We start from the raw sequence: 14,110 nt of genomic DNA on the forward strand, positions 1-14,110 counted from the left end.
GCCATCGCCCGGGACATCGCCCGGGCGCATGGCGGCGACATCACGCTGCAGGACAGCCCGCTCGGCGGCCTGCGGGCCACGGTCCGGGTCCCGGCCTGAGCCGGTTCGGCCCGGAATCCCGGGTTACGCAAGGTCTCGACCTTTCGAAACCGGGATCGAACCGGCGCTCAGGCGTCGGAAGGCCGACGCAGGCGCAGGAACTCGTCCTGGACGTTGCGCGTCAGGTGGTCGAGCCGCGCCGCGTCGAGACCGGCCGCCGTGAGGCGGGCGCGCAGGGCGGCCTCGCCGTTCCAGGCATAGCCGGAATCGACCGGCAGATAGCGCAGCAGGAGGGGACTGATGATCGCGCCGCGCCGATAGGCCGGGTGGCGCAGCAGCCGGCCGATCTGAGCGGCCAGCATATCAACAGACGCCGAGCCGCCCGAAACGCCTGCTCCGTTGCCCGTCCATTTAACAGATGATCGGCTCATTCGAATCCAATCTCCCCAAGACCAATATCGGGCTGAAAGATTGCGTAAGCGTGAGCGGTTCGGCAGTCCGGCGAAAAACTGCAGCCTGCGGGGTCCCAACCGTTGCAGCAGGGTGCTATGCAGAGCCGCTTCCCACGGGCGCGCAGGCCGCTGCGCGCCGGATCCGAGTGCCGAACATGAACCCGCTCGTTCCCCTCTTCATCCTGCTCTCGCTGCCGCTCGCGGCGATCGGCCTCGTGCTCTACACCGACACGGGCATCGAGCCGGCCCTGTTCTACGCCTCGGTGAAGACCTTCGTGATCCTGGGCGCGGTCGCGGTGGCGATGTCGTTCGCCGCCATGAAGCTCGGTGAGCGCACGAAGCACTGACGACCCATTCCGCGGAGGGCGCGATGCTGCACGTGGTCCCGGCCTTCTCGCGCATCGGCGAGGAGAACGCCTTCGCGGTGCTGGCCCGCGCCCAGGCCCTCGCGTCCCAGGGCCGCGACGTGATCAACCTCGGCATCGGCCAGCCCGACATGCCGACACCGGCCCACGTGGTCGAAGCCGGCATCAAGGCCCTGCGCGACGGCCATCACGGCTACACGCCGGCGGTGGGCATTCCACCCCTGCGCGAGGCAGTGGCCCGCGACATCCACCGTCGCCACGGCGTCGAGGTCTCGCCGGATTCCGTGATGATCGTGCCGGGCGGCAAGGTCACCATGTTCATGGCGATCCTGATGTTCGGCGCGCCCGGCGTCGAGATCCTGTACCCGGATCCCGGCTTCCCGATCTACCGCTCGATGATCGAGTTCACCGGCGCGACGCCGGTGCCGGTTCCGATCCGCGAGGAGAACGGCTTCGCCTTCTCGGCGGCCGAGACCCTGGCGCTGATCACGCCGAAGACGCGCCTGCTGATCGTCAATTCGCCCGCCAACCCCACCGGCGGCGTGACCCCGAAGGCCGAGATCGACGCCCTGGTGAAGGGGCTGGCCGACCATCCCGACGTGGCGGTGCTGTCGGACGAGATCTACGGCACGATGACGTACGACGGCGCGGCGCATCACTCGCTGCTCCAGTACGAAGAGATCCGTGACCGGCTGGTCTATCTCGACGGGGCGTCCAAGACCTACGCGATGACCGGGTGGCGGCTGGGCTGGTCGGTCTGGCCGAAGCCGCTCTACGAGGCGGCGCGCAAGCTCGCGGTGAATGCGCATTCCTGCGTCAACGCGGCGACCCAGTGGGCCGGCATCGCGGCGCTCGACGGCCCGCAGGATTGCGTCGCCGAGATGGTGGCCGAGTTCGACCGACGCCGGGCGATCGTGGTCGATGGCCTGAACGGCCTGCCGGGTGTGTCGTGCATCGCCCCGAAGGGCGCGTTCTACGCCTTCCCGAACATGTCCCGGACGGGCTGGAAGGCGAAGGCGCTGGCCTCGACGCTTCTCGAAGAGGCGGGCGTCGCGGTGATCGGCGGCCCGGATTTCGGCGTCCATGGCGAGGGCTACATCCGCCTGTCCTACGCCAACTCGGCGGAGAACATCCGGCGGGCGCTGGAGCGGATGGGGTCGTTCCTCAGCGAGCGCGAGCCGGGCTGAAATCCCCGGCCTCATCCCTCTCCCCCCCCCTCGTCCTGAGGCACGAAGCCCGCTGACGCGGTCACCTCAGGATAAGGGGGTGGACGGGATCGGATGGCCCATCCGCGTCAGGATTTCACCGCGGCCCGCTTCTCGATCCAGCCCGCCAGCCAGTCGGCGATGTCGAGGCTGTTCTTGTCCTGCATCAGCATGTGCGAATTGCCGTGGATGCCGATCTCCGGCAGCAGGATCAGCTCGGCGCGGCCGCCCGCGGCGTTGGCCGCCGCCACGAATCCCCGGCACTGCTTGAGCCGGGGTGCCCAGCGCGGCGAGGCGTCGACGTAATCGCCGAACAGGACCAGGATCGGCAGGTCCCGGTACGGCCCGAGGTCGTCCTTGGCCGCGTCCGGGCAGGCGGCGGGCTCGATGGCGACGATCGCCCGGATGCCGGTGCGGTCGAGGGCGGCGGTCTGGAACGGGTAGATCCCCGATTGCGAGTGCGAGACCAGCACCGCCCCCTTGAGCCGCTTGGCGAGTTCCGACAGGGCCGGCACGGTCGGGTTCGGCACCGGCAGGGCGGCCGACCAGTCCGGAACCATCTGCTTCCAGAATTCGGCCTGGGCCTCCAGGGGGAACTGCATTCCCGGAAAGACTTTCGGATATTCCGGGCCGAACCGGAAGATCGCCCAGGCCGGCTCCCGGCCGGCCGAGAAGACCGCCGGCAGCGTGCTCGGCTCGGCCCGGTCCATCTTCACCGCGTCGATCTGGGCTGGGCTCGCGGCCGAGCGACCGCGCCACGCCTGATCGATCACGTAGGTCGGGAAGCCCCGGCGGACGAAATACTCGTCCCAGCCCATGCGGCCGTCCGGCGTCGTCTCCCAGGTCTTTCCGGTGAGACAGCAGCCGTGGATCAGGACCAGAGGCGGCCGGCTCGGCCCGACCGGGAGCTGATAGCGGACATAGACCTGATCGACGCTGATCGTGCCCGAAGGCGCGTAGGCCGGCAGCGTCGAGAGCGTGTCGGACTGGACGTCGCGGCCGCCCACGAAGAAGCTGCCCTGCCCGGCGATGGTCAGCGGCCCGGGGGACGGATCAGCCGCTGCGGCGGCGCCCCCCAGGAACAGCAGGGCAGCCGCCGCACGGAGGGACGGCCATGCGCGTAAGCGGGCGGGCACCGACAATCCTGCCATGACGCGTCTTAGCCCCCTTGATTGGGCCCATTCGGCCTCGTCACGGGCGGTGATTCTAAGCAGGCTTACGCCAATAAGCCAACGCATCATCCACGCAGATCTTTACGAAGCATCGGCTTTTGCCGCGGAACGGCGGAAGATCGTCGCGAAACCTGCTTCAAGCGCCGGCGATCAGGCGGCGATGTCGCGCTCGATCCGGTTCGTCGCGTCGGCCGGCAGATCCAGGGCCTCAGCCAGCATCTTGAGGAACTGCCGCTCCTGCAGCGTGTCGGGATCGATCGCGAGTCGCGCGGCCGCGTAGATCCGGGCCGCAGCGTCGGGCCCTGCGACGCGCTCGGCGATCTCGTCGACGTCGGCAGGGCTTTCCAGCTCCCGCACCAGCCAGGACTGCCCGTCCGCGTCGAGGCCGGCCTCGGACACGGCGGCCTGGAGACGCTTGCGCTCGGCGGCATCGACCAAGCCGTCGGCCGTGGTGGCCGCGACCATCGCCCGGAGCATCAGCCGGGCCTCGTCCTCGGCGACGGCAGTGAAATCCGGCCCGCCCGTGGCCGGGGTCGGCGGCTCCGTGCCGCGCAGAGCCCGGAAGGCGAGGCCGCCGATCAGCGCGAGCCCGCCGAGCGCCGCGCCCGCGGCGAGCCCGCCCCGCCGTGCGCGCACCAGCGCATCGACCATCCGTCTGCTGTCGGCCATGCCATCCTCCCGGTCTCGGTCCCGAATCGGTTCGGCAACGGCCGAGAGGCGCTTCGGTTCAGCCGCGCTCAGGCGTCGGCCTCATCCTCGTCCTCGTCGATATCCACCAGGAAGACGATGTCGGCCTCGTCCTCGTCCGCCTCGTCGTCTGATTCGGCGCCGGAATGGTGCGGGTCCTCGACATACGCGCCCTCGCCGTCATCCTCCGCGAGTGCGTCGTCGAAGATCTCGACCTCGTCCTCGGTGGCGGGCCGGATCTTGAGCGCCGAGGTGCCGTTCCAGAGCGGCTTTCCCGCGCTCGTCATGGTTCGGATGTCTTCCTTGAAGCCCGCACAGGTGAACAGGTCCTTGGCGGACGCCTCGTCGCTGTTGATCACCGCCACGGCGGTGCCGTCGATCTCGAGCGTGAACATGGCCGGCATCCCTCTCGTAACCGTCCTCAGGCGCGCCCAATCAGCGGGATCGCGCGGGTGCGACGCCGGGCCCCGGGCGAAAACCCGTGGGTTTCGCCCGGCGGTCATGAGCGCCGCCAGGGGGATGCTGTAGGGGTGAAGCGGTCGGGCGCCAAGCCCGTCGCCGCGGCGCCGGCGCGATTTGGCGCGGCGTCCCCGATCGGCAGATGAAAGGATCACCGCGCATGCGGATCAGGCTCGGCTGCGAGATGCGCTACGCCTTCCCCTATCCGGTGCCCATGGTGGTGATGCTCAACGTGCATCCCAGCCAGGCCGACGCCCTCGAAGCGCCCGATGCGCTGCGGACCGAGCCCCCCGTCCCGGTGGAGACCTACCGCGACGGGTTCGGCAACCTGTGCGGCCGCCTGACGGCCCCGGCCGGCAGCTTCACCCTCGGCACCGACGCGGTGATCCGGGATGCGGGCGCGCCCGATCCGGTCCACCGCGACGCCGAGCAGCATCCGGTCGAAGCGCTCCCCGCGGAGACCATCGTGTTCCTGCTGCCGAGCCGCTACTGCGAATCGGACCTGCTGGCCGACGAGGCGTGGCGGCTGTTCGGGCACACCGCCCCGGGCTGGGACCGGGTGCAGGCGGTCTGCGACTTCGTCCACGGCCACATCGCGTTCGGCTACGAGTTCGCCCACCGGGACCGCACCGCGGCGGACGCCTATGCGGGCGGGCGCGGCGTCTGCCGGGACTTCACCCATCTCGCGGTGGCCTTCTGCCGCGCCCTCAACGTGCCGACCCGCTACTGCACCGGCTACATCAGCTTCATCGGCGAGCCCGAACCGCACCCGGCCGGCGATTTCGCGGCCTGGATGGAGGTCTATCTCGGCGGGTGCTGGCACGTGTTCGACCCACGCAACAACAAGCCCCGGATCGGGCGCGTGATGGTGGCTTACGGGCGCGACGCCGCGGACGTGCCGCTGACCCACACCTTCGGGCCGAATCCCCTAGTGGGCTTCCAGGTCTGGGCCGACCGGATCGACCACCACGACGGATCGGACGCGGCGCTCCTGCCGGAGGAACCGCTGCCGCCGCAGACCATGGCGACCCGGATGGGATAGGAGTTCCGGCCCGGCCTTTTCAAGGTGTTTGGCCAAGCGCGTAGCGCGAGATCGGCGCCGCTGGCCCACGACACGCGCGTCCTTTCCCGGACAGGTGGAGCGCAGCGGAAACCTGATCCGGGATCCAGCACGAAAAGCGCCGCGTCAGCGGCTCAGGGTCCTATGCGGGATCCCGGGTCGCATTCCGCTGACGCTGCATGCACCCGGGAAAAAGGGTCGTGCAAATCGGCTCCGACGCCCTATCGCGGATCTCAACCCAACACCTTGACAGGGCTGGGCTCTGGCCCTCAGACGCCGGCGCCGCGGGCGATGGCGCGCTTGACCACCCCCTGCACCTCCGGGTTCGAGAGGAACAGGTCGTGGTTGATGAGGCCGCCGCCGTAATCCGAGGCGTCGGCGACGCGCACGCCCAGCGCCTCCAGCTTCCCGCGATCCACCGCCCCCGCACGGACGCCGCCCGCCAGGGCCGCGGAGAGTTCGAGCGCCCGGTCGTTGGTCGCCGAGATCACCGTGATCTTCGACACGTCCGGCCCGAGCCGGGCGACGCCGTTGGAGAACAGGTCGAAGTCGATGTCGGGGGCGGCCAGTACCACCGCGCCGATGCGCGCCATCGCCCCCTCGCCGGCCTCGGCGCGCAGCATGCGCAGGGTCTCCAGCGTCAGGAGCGTGCCCATCGAGTGCGCCACGATGTTGATGCGGCCGCCGCTCGGCGAGGCGGCGAGCGCCTTGAGCAGGTCCTCGAACGCGTCCCGGGACCAGAGGGCGCTCTCGCGGTCGTAATTGTAGTCGAGGGTCGCGGCGGCCGACGGCCACGTGAACAGGCCCGAGACGCCGCGGAAACGGATCCCGTCCGACAGGCGCGCGGCGCTGACGGCAGCCGATTCGAACGACTCGCGGTAGCCGTGGACGTAGATCAGCACGTCGCGGCCGAGGGCTGCCTGCGCGAAGGCGTCCGCCGCGCCGGGCCCCGTCTCGGTCTTCGGCACGGCGCCGATCGTCCAGTCGCCGGTGATGACCGACGAGACCTTCCCGAGGAGCGACCGATCCGGGGGCGACAGGCGCACCTCCGCGAAGCTCAGGCCCCGGCCGCGCTCGCTGCTGAAATACGGCGCCTTCGGCGGGTTGCCCACGGGCTTGCGGGTCGTGGCGACCAGCAGCACCGGCATGACGTCGAGCGCCGACTGCTTCTCCGGCAGCGCGGCGCCGGTCCCGAGATCGTCGGTGACGCAGGCGCCGAGCGACGGGGCGAGACCGGCGGCGCCCGCGAGGGCACCGAACCGGAGGAGGACGCGGCGTGATACGGTCTGGCTCGACATGATCCGGTTGCGCTCGGTCGGGGCGCCCTCCCTCGCGCAGGATCTTGGCCGTGGCGGGGCAGCCCGGCGGCCGACGACGCGCCGGTGGCTGTGGAGTACGGGCATGGTGCGGCTTGTTGTGCCCGGGACACAGGCCGCGCTGCCCCTCGACGGCGGCCCGCGCCACCGCCATGAAGAGCACATGACGCCGTCCATCGACATCGAGAGCCTGCGCGAGCGCCTGCTGCGCGGCGACCGCGCGGCCCTGGCCCGGGCCATCACGCTGGCCGAGTCGAAGCGGGCCGATCACCGGGCGCTCGCCGCCACGCTGATCGACTCCGTGCTGCCGCAGACCGGCCAGGCGATCCGCGTGGGAATCACCGGCGTGCCCGGCGTCGGCAAATCGACCACGATCGACGCGCTGGGCTCGAACCTGACGGCCTCCGGCCACAGGGTGGCGGTGCTGGCGGTCGATCCATCCTCCTCGCGCACCGGCGGCTCGATCCTGGGCGACAAGACCCGGATGGCCCGGCTCGCCCACGATCCGAACGCGTTCATCCGCCCCTCCCCGTCCTCGGGCACGCTCGGCGGCGTCGCGGCCAAGACCCGCGAGACCATGCTGCTCTGCGAGGCCGCGGGCTTCGACGTGATCCTGGTGGAGACGGTCGGCGTCGGCCAGTCGGAGACCGCCGTGTCGGACCTGACCGACTTCTTCCTCGTGCTGATGCTCCCCGGGGCCGGCGACGAGTTGCAGGGGATCAAGAAGGGGATCCTCGAACTCGCCGACATGATCGCGGTCAACAAGGCCGACGCCGGCGAGGCCGAGCAGCGGGCGAACGCGGCGGCCTCCGAGTACCGGGCGGCCCTGCACATCCTCACACCGGCCTCCGCGACCTGGACGCCGCCGGTGGTGACGATTTCAGGGTTCCACAACCTGCGGCTGGACGCTCTCTGGGCCCGGATCGTCGATCATCGCGAAAAGCTCACCGCCACCGGCGAGATCCAGGCCAAGCGCCGGGCCCAGGACGTGAAGTGGATGTGGGCGCTCGTCGACGAGCGCCTGCACCAGCGCCTTGTCGGGTCGCCGGAGGTCCGCCGCCGCACCGCCGATGCGGAGGCGGCCGTGGCCCGGGGCGAGACCTCCCCGGCCGCAGGCGCCACCGCCATCGCAGAGCTGATCGGGCTCTGAAGCGGCCGCAGCGGCGGCCCGACCGCACAAAATCGTGCCGGGCGGGGGCACAAACCCGATCTCGCGCGTTCGGTGGACGACGGCGTATCGAGCGGCGCCCCGTCGCGGCGTCGCGCACGTCCAGGAGAGTGCCATGGTGGATACGGATCGGATCGTCGGCGGCGCCAAGGAGGCCGTCGGCAAAGTTCAGGGCGCGGCCGGCGATTTCGTGGGCTCGAACCGCGACTCGGTCGAGGGACGGTTCCGCGACGCTCAAGGGCAAGCGCAGAACACCTACGGTCAGGTGAAGGACAAGGCCCGCGACATCGCGGACCAAGCGAGCGACTACGCCAGCGACGCGTATGACCGCGCCGGCGATTATGCGAGCGACGCCTACGAGCGCGGCGGCTCCTACCTGCGCGATGGGCGCGCCGCCGTCGGCGCCCGGGTGGAGGAGAACCCGCTCGTCGCGCTGCTGATCGCGGGCGCGGTCGGCTACGGCCTCGCCCTGCTGATTCACAGCCGCCGCTGATCGAACATGGCCCCGCCCGATCGCGGGCGGGGCCGGATCCGGCGCTACTGCGCGGTCCAGCCGCCATCCATGGTGAGGTTGGCGCCGGTGATCTGGCTCGCCGCGTCGGAGCACAGGAATACGGCGAGCGCGGCGACCTGATCGACCGTGACGAATTCCTTGGTCGGCTGCGCCTTCAGCATCACCTCCTCGATCACCTGCTCCTTGGTGAGGTTGCGGGCCTTCATGGTGTCGGGGATCTGCGCCTCCACCAGGGGCGTCCAGACATAGCCCGGCGAGATGCAGTTCACCGTGACCTTGTGGGGCGCGAGTTCCAGCGCCGCCGTCTTGGTCAGGCCGGCGATGCCGTGCTTGGCGGCGACGTAGGCCGACTTGAACGGCGAGGCCACCAGCGAGTGCGCCGAGGCGGTGTTGATGATCCGCCCCCAGCCCCGCGCCTTCATGCCGGGAATCACGGCATGCATCGCGTGGAAGGCCGAGGACAGGTTGATCGCGATGATCTGCTCCCACTTCTCCGCCGGGAACTCCTCGATCGGTGAGACGAACTGGATGCCGGCATTGTTGACCAGCACGTCGACGGACCCGAAGCATTCCTGCGCGTCCCGGACCATCGCGCCGATCTCGTTGGGCTTCGACATGTCGGCGCCGGAATAGAGGGCGCGCACCCCGAACTCCGTCTCGATGCCGGTACGAGCCTCCTCGATCTCCTCCGGCTTGCCGAAGCCGTTGAGGACGATGTTGGCCCCCTCGGCGGCGAAGGCCCGGGCGATGGCGAGCCCGATGCCGCTCGTCGAGCCGGTGACGAGGGCGGTCCTGGTCTTGAGCGTCATTGGCAACCTCCGGATCTGTGCGGGCCTTCGATCAGGCGAGATAGTCGTGCAGCACTGTGCCGTACGGGAGGGTGAAGTCCACGACCATGTGGCGCGCCCCGACGATCCGGCGCACCGGCAGGTCGGCGACGCGACAATTGACGTGCGGGATCAGGTGCAGACGGCCCTCCCCGTTCCAGGCCCCGTGGACGGTGATGTCCTCGAGCCGGTAGCCCACGAGCTGGGCGACCTTCGGCCGGCCGTTCACATCCGGAAGGAGCTTCAGGTTGATGTTGAGCTTGCGCAAGCCTTCCCGGACGGAGCCGAGATCGTGCTCCAGGCTCTGGTGCTTGTACGTCATGGTGCCGATCGCGACGCGCTGCTCGTCGTAGAACAGCGTGCCGGTCAGGGTATCCTTCATGAGCTTGAGCTCCGGCTGGCCCCACTTCTTCGGAAAGCCCCAGATCTCGCGGCCGGCGGTGATCGGCGGCTCGTCGTCGAGGTACATCTGGATCGAGAAGTTGCACGGCTCGCCGTTGTAGAAGGCGTGAGCGCCGCTGCCGCTCTCCTCGTAATCGCCGAAGCCCGAGGAATCGGGCATCTTCATCCACTCGTAGAAGACGAGGTTGTCCGGATGCGGCTCCAGCGGCTCCGGCAGCGCCCGGCGCAGGGCCACCGGATCGGTCTCGTAGGTGATGATCAGGTACTCGCGGTGGCAGAAACGGTAGGGCCCGCGCGGGTAGCTCGGGCTGAAGGCGGGCATCGAGGTGGTGGACAGGATCTCGTCGCGGGTCATGGTCAAAGCTCCGCTCGTCCGTGCCGGGGCGATCCGGTCCGTCCCGGCTTCCGTCAGATTCGTCTCAATCGCGGGCGTGCCGGCTGAGGTCGAAGACGGCGACGCCGTCCTCGTTGTGCGCCCGCTCGCGCCAGCGCCGGTGGCGCAGGGAGCGGACCGCATCGTCGTGGCCGGCCTGCCAATGCTCCAGCATGGTTGCCCGGGAGAACTCGTAATCCTTCGAGTTCCCCTCGTAGCCCTTCCGCCGGTAGATCAGCTGCATCATCGTGATGAAGTTCTGGCGCGTGACCTGGCGCAGGAAGGCCACGTCGTCGTCGGCCTGCATCTCGGGCGGCAGCCGCTCGATCAGCCGCCGCATGGCGCGCTTGGCCCTGCGGATCTCGATGTTCTTGTCGGTGTTGAGTCGGGTCCGGCTCGAAAACCGGATGTCCTTCTCGCGCTCGGCCGCCTCGACCAGGGTGCGGGGCATCGCGCCCTGGGCCGGGAACAGGTCGACCTGATAGACGACGAGGTCGCGCTGGCGCTCGGTGTCGAGCACGTAGTCGAGGGGCGTGTTCGAGACGAGGCCGCCGTCCCAATAGGCCTCGCCGTCGATGATCACCGGCGGGAAGCCCGGCGGGAGCGCCCCCGAAGCCATGATATGCTCCGGACCGATCCGGTCGGTCCGGTTGTCGAAATAGATGAAGTTGCCCGAGCGGACGTTCACGGCCCCGACGCTGAGCCGCACCTCGCCCCGGTTGATCCGATCGAAATCGACGAGCCGCTCCAGGGTGCTCTTCAGGGCCCCGGTCTCGTAGAGGCTGAGCGCCTCCGGGGCGCCGGGCGGGTAGAAGGTCGCGGGCGGCACCCGCGGCGTGAAGAATCCCGGCACGCCGAAGGTGGCGATCCAGGCCGCCGACAGCTCGTTGAACACGGTGCGCGCCTGCTCGCCGGGGATCAACGGTTTCGCCGTCAGGTCGGAGGAGACGAGCTCCCAGAATTCCCGCAGCCGGGCGACGCGCCGCTCCGGGGGGTTGCCGGCGATCAGCGCCGCGTTGATCGCCCCGATCGAGATGCCGGCGACCCAATCCATCGCCGTCTGATGCCCGGCGAGGGCCTCATAGATGCCGGCCTGATAGGATCCGAGCGCACCGCCGCCCTGAAGGACGAGGACCGATGCCTCGCCGGAGGGATAGAGCGTCTCGGGTGCGATCATCGGGCGGCCAAGCTATGAGCTGCACGCTCCCGTGACAGGCCGAGATCGAAGAAATGTGACATCGCGTCTCGGGTGCGCGTCGGGTCTGCGCTATCCCCAGGGAATCCGGCCGCCCCCTGTCCGCGGCAGCGCGGCCTTCACCCCGGTTCCGCCACGCCGCCCGATCGCGCCGATGGCGGGCCGGGGCATCGTTCCGGCGCGCGGCCCATGGCCGTCACCGGTGCTCCGACGTTGCGAGATCCGCAGCCCCCACGGCATCGCCCTGAGCCAGCGGCAGGGACACCTCCACCCGCAGCCCCGGCCCGCCGTCACGGAGTTCCAGGGTGCCCCGGTGGAGCCGCACCACGGCGTTCACGAGGCTGAGTCCGACCCCGAGTCCCGGCCGTGACCGGGATTGCTCCAGGCGGACGAACCGTGCGAGCACGTGCACGCGCTCACCCTCGGGGATTCCGGGCCCGCTGTCGGAGACGGCGAGACGGGCCAGACCGCCCTCGCGCCAGACCGCGACGGCGATCCGCCCCGGCCCTCCCCCCGACGGGGCACCGTATTTCAGGGCGTTGTCGACGAGGTTCGCCACGGCCTGCCCGATCAGCTCACGGTTGGCCTCCACCACGATCCCATCCGGCGCCGCCACCTCCAGGGTGAACCCCTGATCCTCGGCGAACGCCTCGTAGAGCTCGGCGACGCCCCGGGCCGCGGTGCCGAGATCGAGGGGCGCCATGATCTCACGGGCGCTGCCGGCTTCGAGCCGCGCGATCATCAGCAGCGCATTGAACACCCGGATCAACCCGTCGCCCTCCTCGATCACGCCCTCCAGGGCGGCGCGCAGCTCGTCCGGCGTCGAGGGCCGGCGCAGGGCCTCGTCGGCGCGGTTGCGCAGGCGGGTCAGGGGCGTCTTCAGGTCGTGGGCGATGTTATCGGAGACCTCGCGCATCCCGCGCATCAATTCGCCGATCCGCTCCAGCATCAGGTTGAGGCTGGACGCGAGGCGGTCCAGCTCGTCGCCATTGCCCGCCACGTGCAGGCGCCCGTCGAGGTCCCCCGCCATGATGGCCCGGGTGGTCTGCGTCATGGCGTCGACCCGGCGCAGGACCCGGCTCGCCGCGAGCCAGCCGCCGATCACCCCGAGGAGCACCACGGCGGCGACCGAGGTCCCGAAGGCCCGGCCGATCACGGCACGCAGGCGGTCGCGCTCCTCCGTGTCCCGCCCCACGAGGAGCCGGAAGCCGCCCGGCAGCGTGAAGACCCGCACGATCGCCCGGTGGGCCTCCGCGTCCGAATCGTTGCGGCCGTAGCGGGTCTCGCTCTGCCCGGGCGTCGCCAGGATCGCGGACGGCACGAAGCCGACATTCCCGACGACGTGGTCGCCACCGGCCGTCGTGACGAGGTAGAGGGAGGCTCCGGGCTCCCGCGAGCGCCGCTCGACGACGCTGATCAGTCGCCTCAGGCCGCCGGCATTGTACTGCTCCGACAGACCGTTGATCTCGGCATCGATCGTGGAGACGATCTGGTCGTCGAGCACCGTGCGGGCGTTCCAGGCGACGTAGCCGAGCGCCAGGAAAGCGCACAGGGTGAAGATCGCCAGATAGGCGAGCGACAGCTTGAACGCGGTGGTGCGGAAGAGCTTCTGGACGCGCGCCGCGCCGGTCTCGGGAGGATACGCCGCATCGGCCGGCAACCGGTTCACCCGGTCGCGCCCTCCTCGACGCGCAGGACGTAGCCGGCACCCCGTACCGTGTGGATGACCGGGGACGGAAAGCCCTTGTCGAGCTTGCCGCGCAGGCGCGAGACGTGGACGTCGATGACGTTGGTCTGCGGATCGAAATGATAGTCCCAGACGTGTTCCAGCAGCATGGTGCGCGTGACCACCTGACCGGCGTGACGCATCAGGTATTCGAGCAACCGGAACTCCCGCGGCTGCAGTGGAATCTCCCGGCCGGATCGGATCACGCGGTGCGACAGCCGATCGAGTTCGAGGTCGCCGACCCGGTAGCGGGTTTCTTCCGCGGCGCCGGACCCGACCTGGCGCCGGGCCAGGGCCTCGGTGCGCGCCAGCAGTTCCGAGAAAGCGTAGGGTTTCGGCAGGTAATCGTCGCCGCCGGCGCGCAGGCCCTTCACCCGGTCGTCGACCTGACCCAGTGCCGACAGGATCAGGACCGGGGTCGCCACCTTCTGTTCGCGCAGGGAGCGAATCAGTGACAGGCCGTCAAGCTTCGGCAGCATGCGATCGACGATCAGCACGTCGTAGGCGCCCTCGCGCGCCAGCGCATAACCGTCCAGCCCGTCATGCGCGCAGTCGGCGACGTGACCGGTCTCGCGGAACGCCTTGACCAGATAGGCCGCCGCGTCCCGGTCGTCCTCGATGATGAGCAGTCGCATGGATCCGGTCCATAGCGCGCCGCGCGGATCGGGGGAACGTGTCTCGCTCAGCATGGTCAAGCCACTCCCCTCCCCTCTCGCCGACTGAACGGGCCGGGACCGCGGGGCGCGGGTCCCGTCCCGCTCCGAAGCGACCGGTCGGACATCCCGGAGGGCGCGAGGTCCGTCAGCGGCTTCGTCCGCGCGATCCGGTGAGCGGATCGGTGGCATCGGGATCCTGGACGGGCGCGGATTACCGGAGGGTCGCGGCAAGATGACGTTCCGGCAAGGCTGGGCCGGCGCACCGAGCACAAACGCGAACAGGCCGCCCCGGGAGGGAGCGGCCTGTTCGCGTGGTACGGGTCGTAGTGAGGGAATGGTGCGGTCTCGTGCGAGCCTGCGCGTGTTGGTTGCGATGGGCGGGTCTGGCGGCGACCGACTCTCCCGTGCCTTGAGACACAGTACCATGGGCGCTGGCGTGTTTAACGGCCGAGTTCGAGATGGGATCGGGTTCTGGGCACGCCGCTCAGGCCACC

15 protein-coding genes and 1 rRNA gene are annotated in these 14,110 nt (G+C 70.0%); 5 read left to right on the top strand and 11 right to left on the bottom strand.

Annotated features, from left to right (window positions below):
• Nucleotides 1-167: 167 nt before the first annotated feature.
• The gene (locus MKK75_RS21890) at nucleotides 168-401 is read right to left on the bottom strand and encodes a hypothetical protein (protein WP_244044623.1); all 234 of its coding nucleotides are present in this window, start codon (nucleotides 399-401) and stop codon (nucleotides 168-170) included.
• A gap of 245 nt (nucleotides 402-646) precedes the next feature.
• Here MKK75_RS21890 and MKK75_RS21895 point away from each other — a divergent pair, with 245 nt between their 5' ends.
• A complete protein-coding gene (locus MKK75_RS21895) occupies nucleotides 647-838 on the top strand; it encodes a hypothetical protein (protein ID WP_244044624.1) in 192 nt (63 codons plus the stop codon).
• 23 nt (nucleotides 839-861) lie between these two features.
• Entirely contained in the window at nucleotides 862-2,043 is a 1,182-nt protein-coding gene (locus MKK75_RS21900; RefSeq protein WP_244044625.1) for a pyridoxal phosphate-dependent aminotransferase, read from the top strand.
• 107 nt (nucleotides 2,044-2,150) lie between these two features.
• Here MKK75_RS21900 and MKK75_RS21905 read toward each other — a convergent pair whose 3' ends face one another.
• From MKK75_RS21905 to MKK75_RS21915, 3 genes are all read right to left on the bottom strand, one after another.
• Nucleotides 2,151-3,197, bottom strand: coding sequence for an esterase (locus MKK75_RS21905; RefSeq protein ID WP_244044626.1), 1,047 nt, complete (start codon nucleotides 3,195-3,197; stop codon nucleotides 2,151-2,153).
• Between the two features lie 186 nt (nucleotides 3,198-3,383).
• Nucleotides 3,384-3,902, bottom strand: a complete 519-nt coding sequence (locus tag MKK75_RS21910; RefSeq protein ID WP_244044627.1) for a DUF533 domain-containing protein — start codon at nucleotides 3,900-3,902, stop codon at nucleotides 3,384-3,386.
• A 68-nt stretch (nucleotides 3,903-3,970) separates the two neighbouring features.
• The gene (locus tag MKK75_RS21915; RefSeq protein ID WP_244044628.1) at nucleotides 3,971-4,315 is read right to left on the bottom strand and encodes a hypothetical protein; all 345 of its coding nucleotides are present in this window, start codon (nucleotides 4,313-4,315) and stop codon (nucleotides 3,971-3,973) included.
• Nucleotides 4,316-4,539: 224 nt separating this feature from the next.
• Here MKK75_RS21915 and MKK75_RS21920 point away from each other — a divergent pair, with 224 nt between their 5' ends.
• A complete protein-coding gene (locus MKK75_RS21920) occupies nucleotides 4,540-5,421 on the top strand; it encodes a transglutaminase-like domain-containing protein (protein ID WP_244044629.1) in 882 nt (293 codons plus the stop codon).
• 287 nt (nucleotides 5,422-5,708) lie between these two features.
• Here MKK75_RS21920 and MKK75_RS21925 read toward each other — a convergent pair whose 3' ends face one another.
• Complete coding sequence (locus tag MKK75_RS21925) at nucleotides 5,709-6,737, bottom strand: alpha/beta hydrolase (RefSeq protein WP_244044630.1); 1,029 nt, start codon at nucleotides 6,735-6,737, stop codon at nucleotides 5,709-5,711.
• Between the two features lie 181 nt (nucleotides 6,738-6,918).
• Between MKK75_RS21925 and meaB the strand changes: the two genes are divergently transcribed.
• Nucleotides 6,919-7,905 carry a methylmalonyl Co-A mutase-associated GTPase MeaB gene (gene meaB, locus MKK75_RS21930; protein ID WP_244044637.1) on the top strand — a complete coding sequence of 329 codons (987 nt, stop codon included), beginning with the start codon at nucleotides 6,919-6,921 and terminating at the stop codon, nucleotides 7,903-7,905.
• Nucleotides 7,906-8,038: 133 nt separating this feature from the next.
• Nucleotides 8,039-8,416, top strand: coding sequence for a CsbD family protein (locus tag MKK75_RS21935; protein WP_244044631.1), 378 nt, complete (start codon nucleotides 8,039-8,041; stop codon nucleotides 8,414-8,416).
• A gap of 44 nt (nucleotides 8,417-8,460) precedes the next feature.
• Here the strand turns inward: MKK75_RS21935 and MKK75_RS21940 are convergent, their stop codons facing one another.
• The 6 genes from MKK75_RS21940 to rrf form a co-directional block, all read right to left on the bottom strand.
• Nucleotides 8,461-9,246, bottom strand: coding sequence for a 3-hydroxybutyrate dehydrogenase (locus MKK75_RS21940; protein WP_244044632.1), 786 nt, complete (start codon nucleotides 9,244-9,246; stop codon nucleotides 8,461-8,463).
• A 31-nt stretch (nucleotides 9,247-9,277) separates the two neighbouring features.
• Nucleotides 9,278-10,021 (bottom strand): acetoacetate decarboxylase, encoded by a 744-nt coding sequence (locus tag MKK75_RS21945; protein ID WP_244044633.1) that lies wholly within the window; start codon nucleotides 10,019-10,021, stop codon nucleotides 9,278-9,280.
• 64 nt (nucleotides 10,022-10,085) lie between these two features.
• Nucleotides 10,086-11,216, bottom strand: a complete 1,131-nt coding sequence (locus tag MKK75_RS21950; protein ID WP_244044634.1) for a patatin-like phospholipase family protein — start codon at nucleotides 11,214-11,216, stop codon at nucleotides 10,086-10,088.
• A 214-nt stretch (nucleotides 11,217-11,430) separates the two neighbouring features.
• Nucleotides 11,431-12,903, bottom strand: coding sequence for a sensor histidine kinase (locus MKK75_RS21955; RefSeq protein ID WP_244044635.1), 1,473 nt, complete (start codon nucleotides 12,901-12,903; stop codon nucleotides 11,431-11,433).
• Nucleotides 12,900-13,595: a response regulator transcription factor gene (locus MKK75_RS21960; RefSeq protein WP_244044636.1), complete on the bottom strand. Its 696-nt coding sequence runs from the start codon at nucleotides 13,593-13,595 to the stop codon at nucleotides 12,900-12,902. Before MKK75_RS21960 ends, MKK75_RS21955 begins: the two co-directional genes overlap by 4 nt.
• A 402-nt stretch (nucleotides 13,596-13,997) precedes the next feature.
• Nucleotides 13,998-14,110 (bottom strand): 5S ribosomal RNA (gene rrf, locus MKK75_RS21965); the annotation flags it as partial.

It is taken from the genome of Methylobacterium sp. J-030, assembly GCF_022829545.1.
Taxonomy (GTDB): domain Bacteria; phylum Pseudomonadota; class Alphaproteobacteria; order Rhizobiales; family Beijerinckiaceae; genus Methylobacterium.

Excerpts from the sequence above, each read along its gene's own strand:
- MKK75_RS21890 (WP_244044623.1), bottom strand. The coding sequence starts at position 401 with ATGCTGGCCGCTCAGATCGGCCGGCTGCTGCGCCACCCGGCCTATCGG.
- MKK75_RS21895 (WP_244044624.1), top strand. The coding sequence starts at position 647 with ATGAACCCGCTCGTTCCCCTCTTCATCCTGCTCTCGCTGCCGCTCGCG.
- MKK75_RS21900 (WP_244044625.1), top strand. The coding sequence starts at position 862 with ATGCTGCACGTGGTCCCGGCCTTCTCGCGCATCGGCGAGGAGAACGCC.
- MKK75_RS21910 (WP_244044627.1), bottom strand. The coding sequence starts at position 3,902 with ATGGCCGACAGCAGACGGATGGTCGATGCGCTGGTGCGCGCACGGCGG.
- MKK75_RS21915 (WP_244044628.1), bottom strand. The coding sequence starts at position 4,315 with ATGTTCACGCTCGAGATCGACGGCACCGCCGTGGCGGTGATCAACAGC.
- MKK75_RS21920 (WP_244044629.1), top strand. The coding sequence starts at position 4,540 with ATGCGGATCAGGCTCGGCTGCGAGATGCGCTACGCCTTCCCCTATCCG.
- MKK75_RS21925 (WP_244044630.1), bottom strand. The coding sequence starts at position 6,737 with ATGTCGAGCCAGACCGTATCACGCCGCGTCCTCCTCCGGTTCGGTGCC.
- meaB (WP_244044637.1), top strand. The coding sequence starts at position 6,919 with ATGACGCCGTCCATCGACATCGAGAGCCTGCGCGAGCGCCTGCTGCGC.
- MKK75_RS21935 (WP_244044631.1), top strand. The coding sequence starts at position 8,039 with ATGGTGGATACGGATCGGATCGTCGGCGGCGCCAAGGAGGCCGTCGGC.
- MKK75_RS21940 (WP_244044632.1), bottom strand. The coding sequence starts at position 9,246 with ATGACGCTCAAGACCAGGACCGCCCTCGTCACCGGCTCGACGAGCGGC.
- MKK75_RS21945 (WP_244044633.1), bottom strand. The coding sequence starts at position 10,021 with ATGACCCGCGACGAGATCCTGTCCACCACCTCGATGCCCGCCTTCAGC.
- MKK75_RS21950 (WP_244044634.1), bottom strand. The coding sequence starts at position 11,216 with ATGATCGCACCCGAGACGCTCTATCCCTCCGGCGAGGCATCGGTCCTC.
- MKK75_RS21960 (WP_244044636.1), bottom strand. The coding sequence starts at position 13,595 with ATGCGACTGCTCATCATCGAGGACGACCGGGACGCGGCGGCCTATCTG.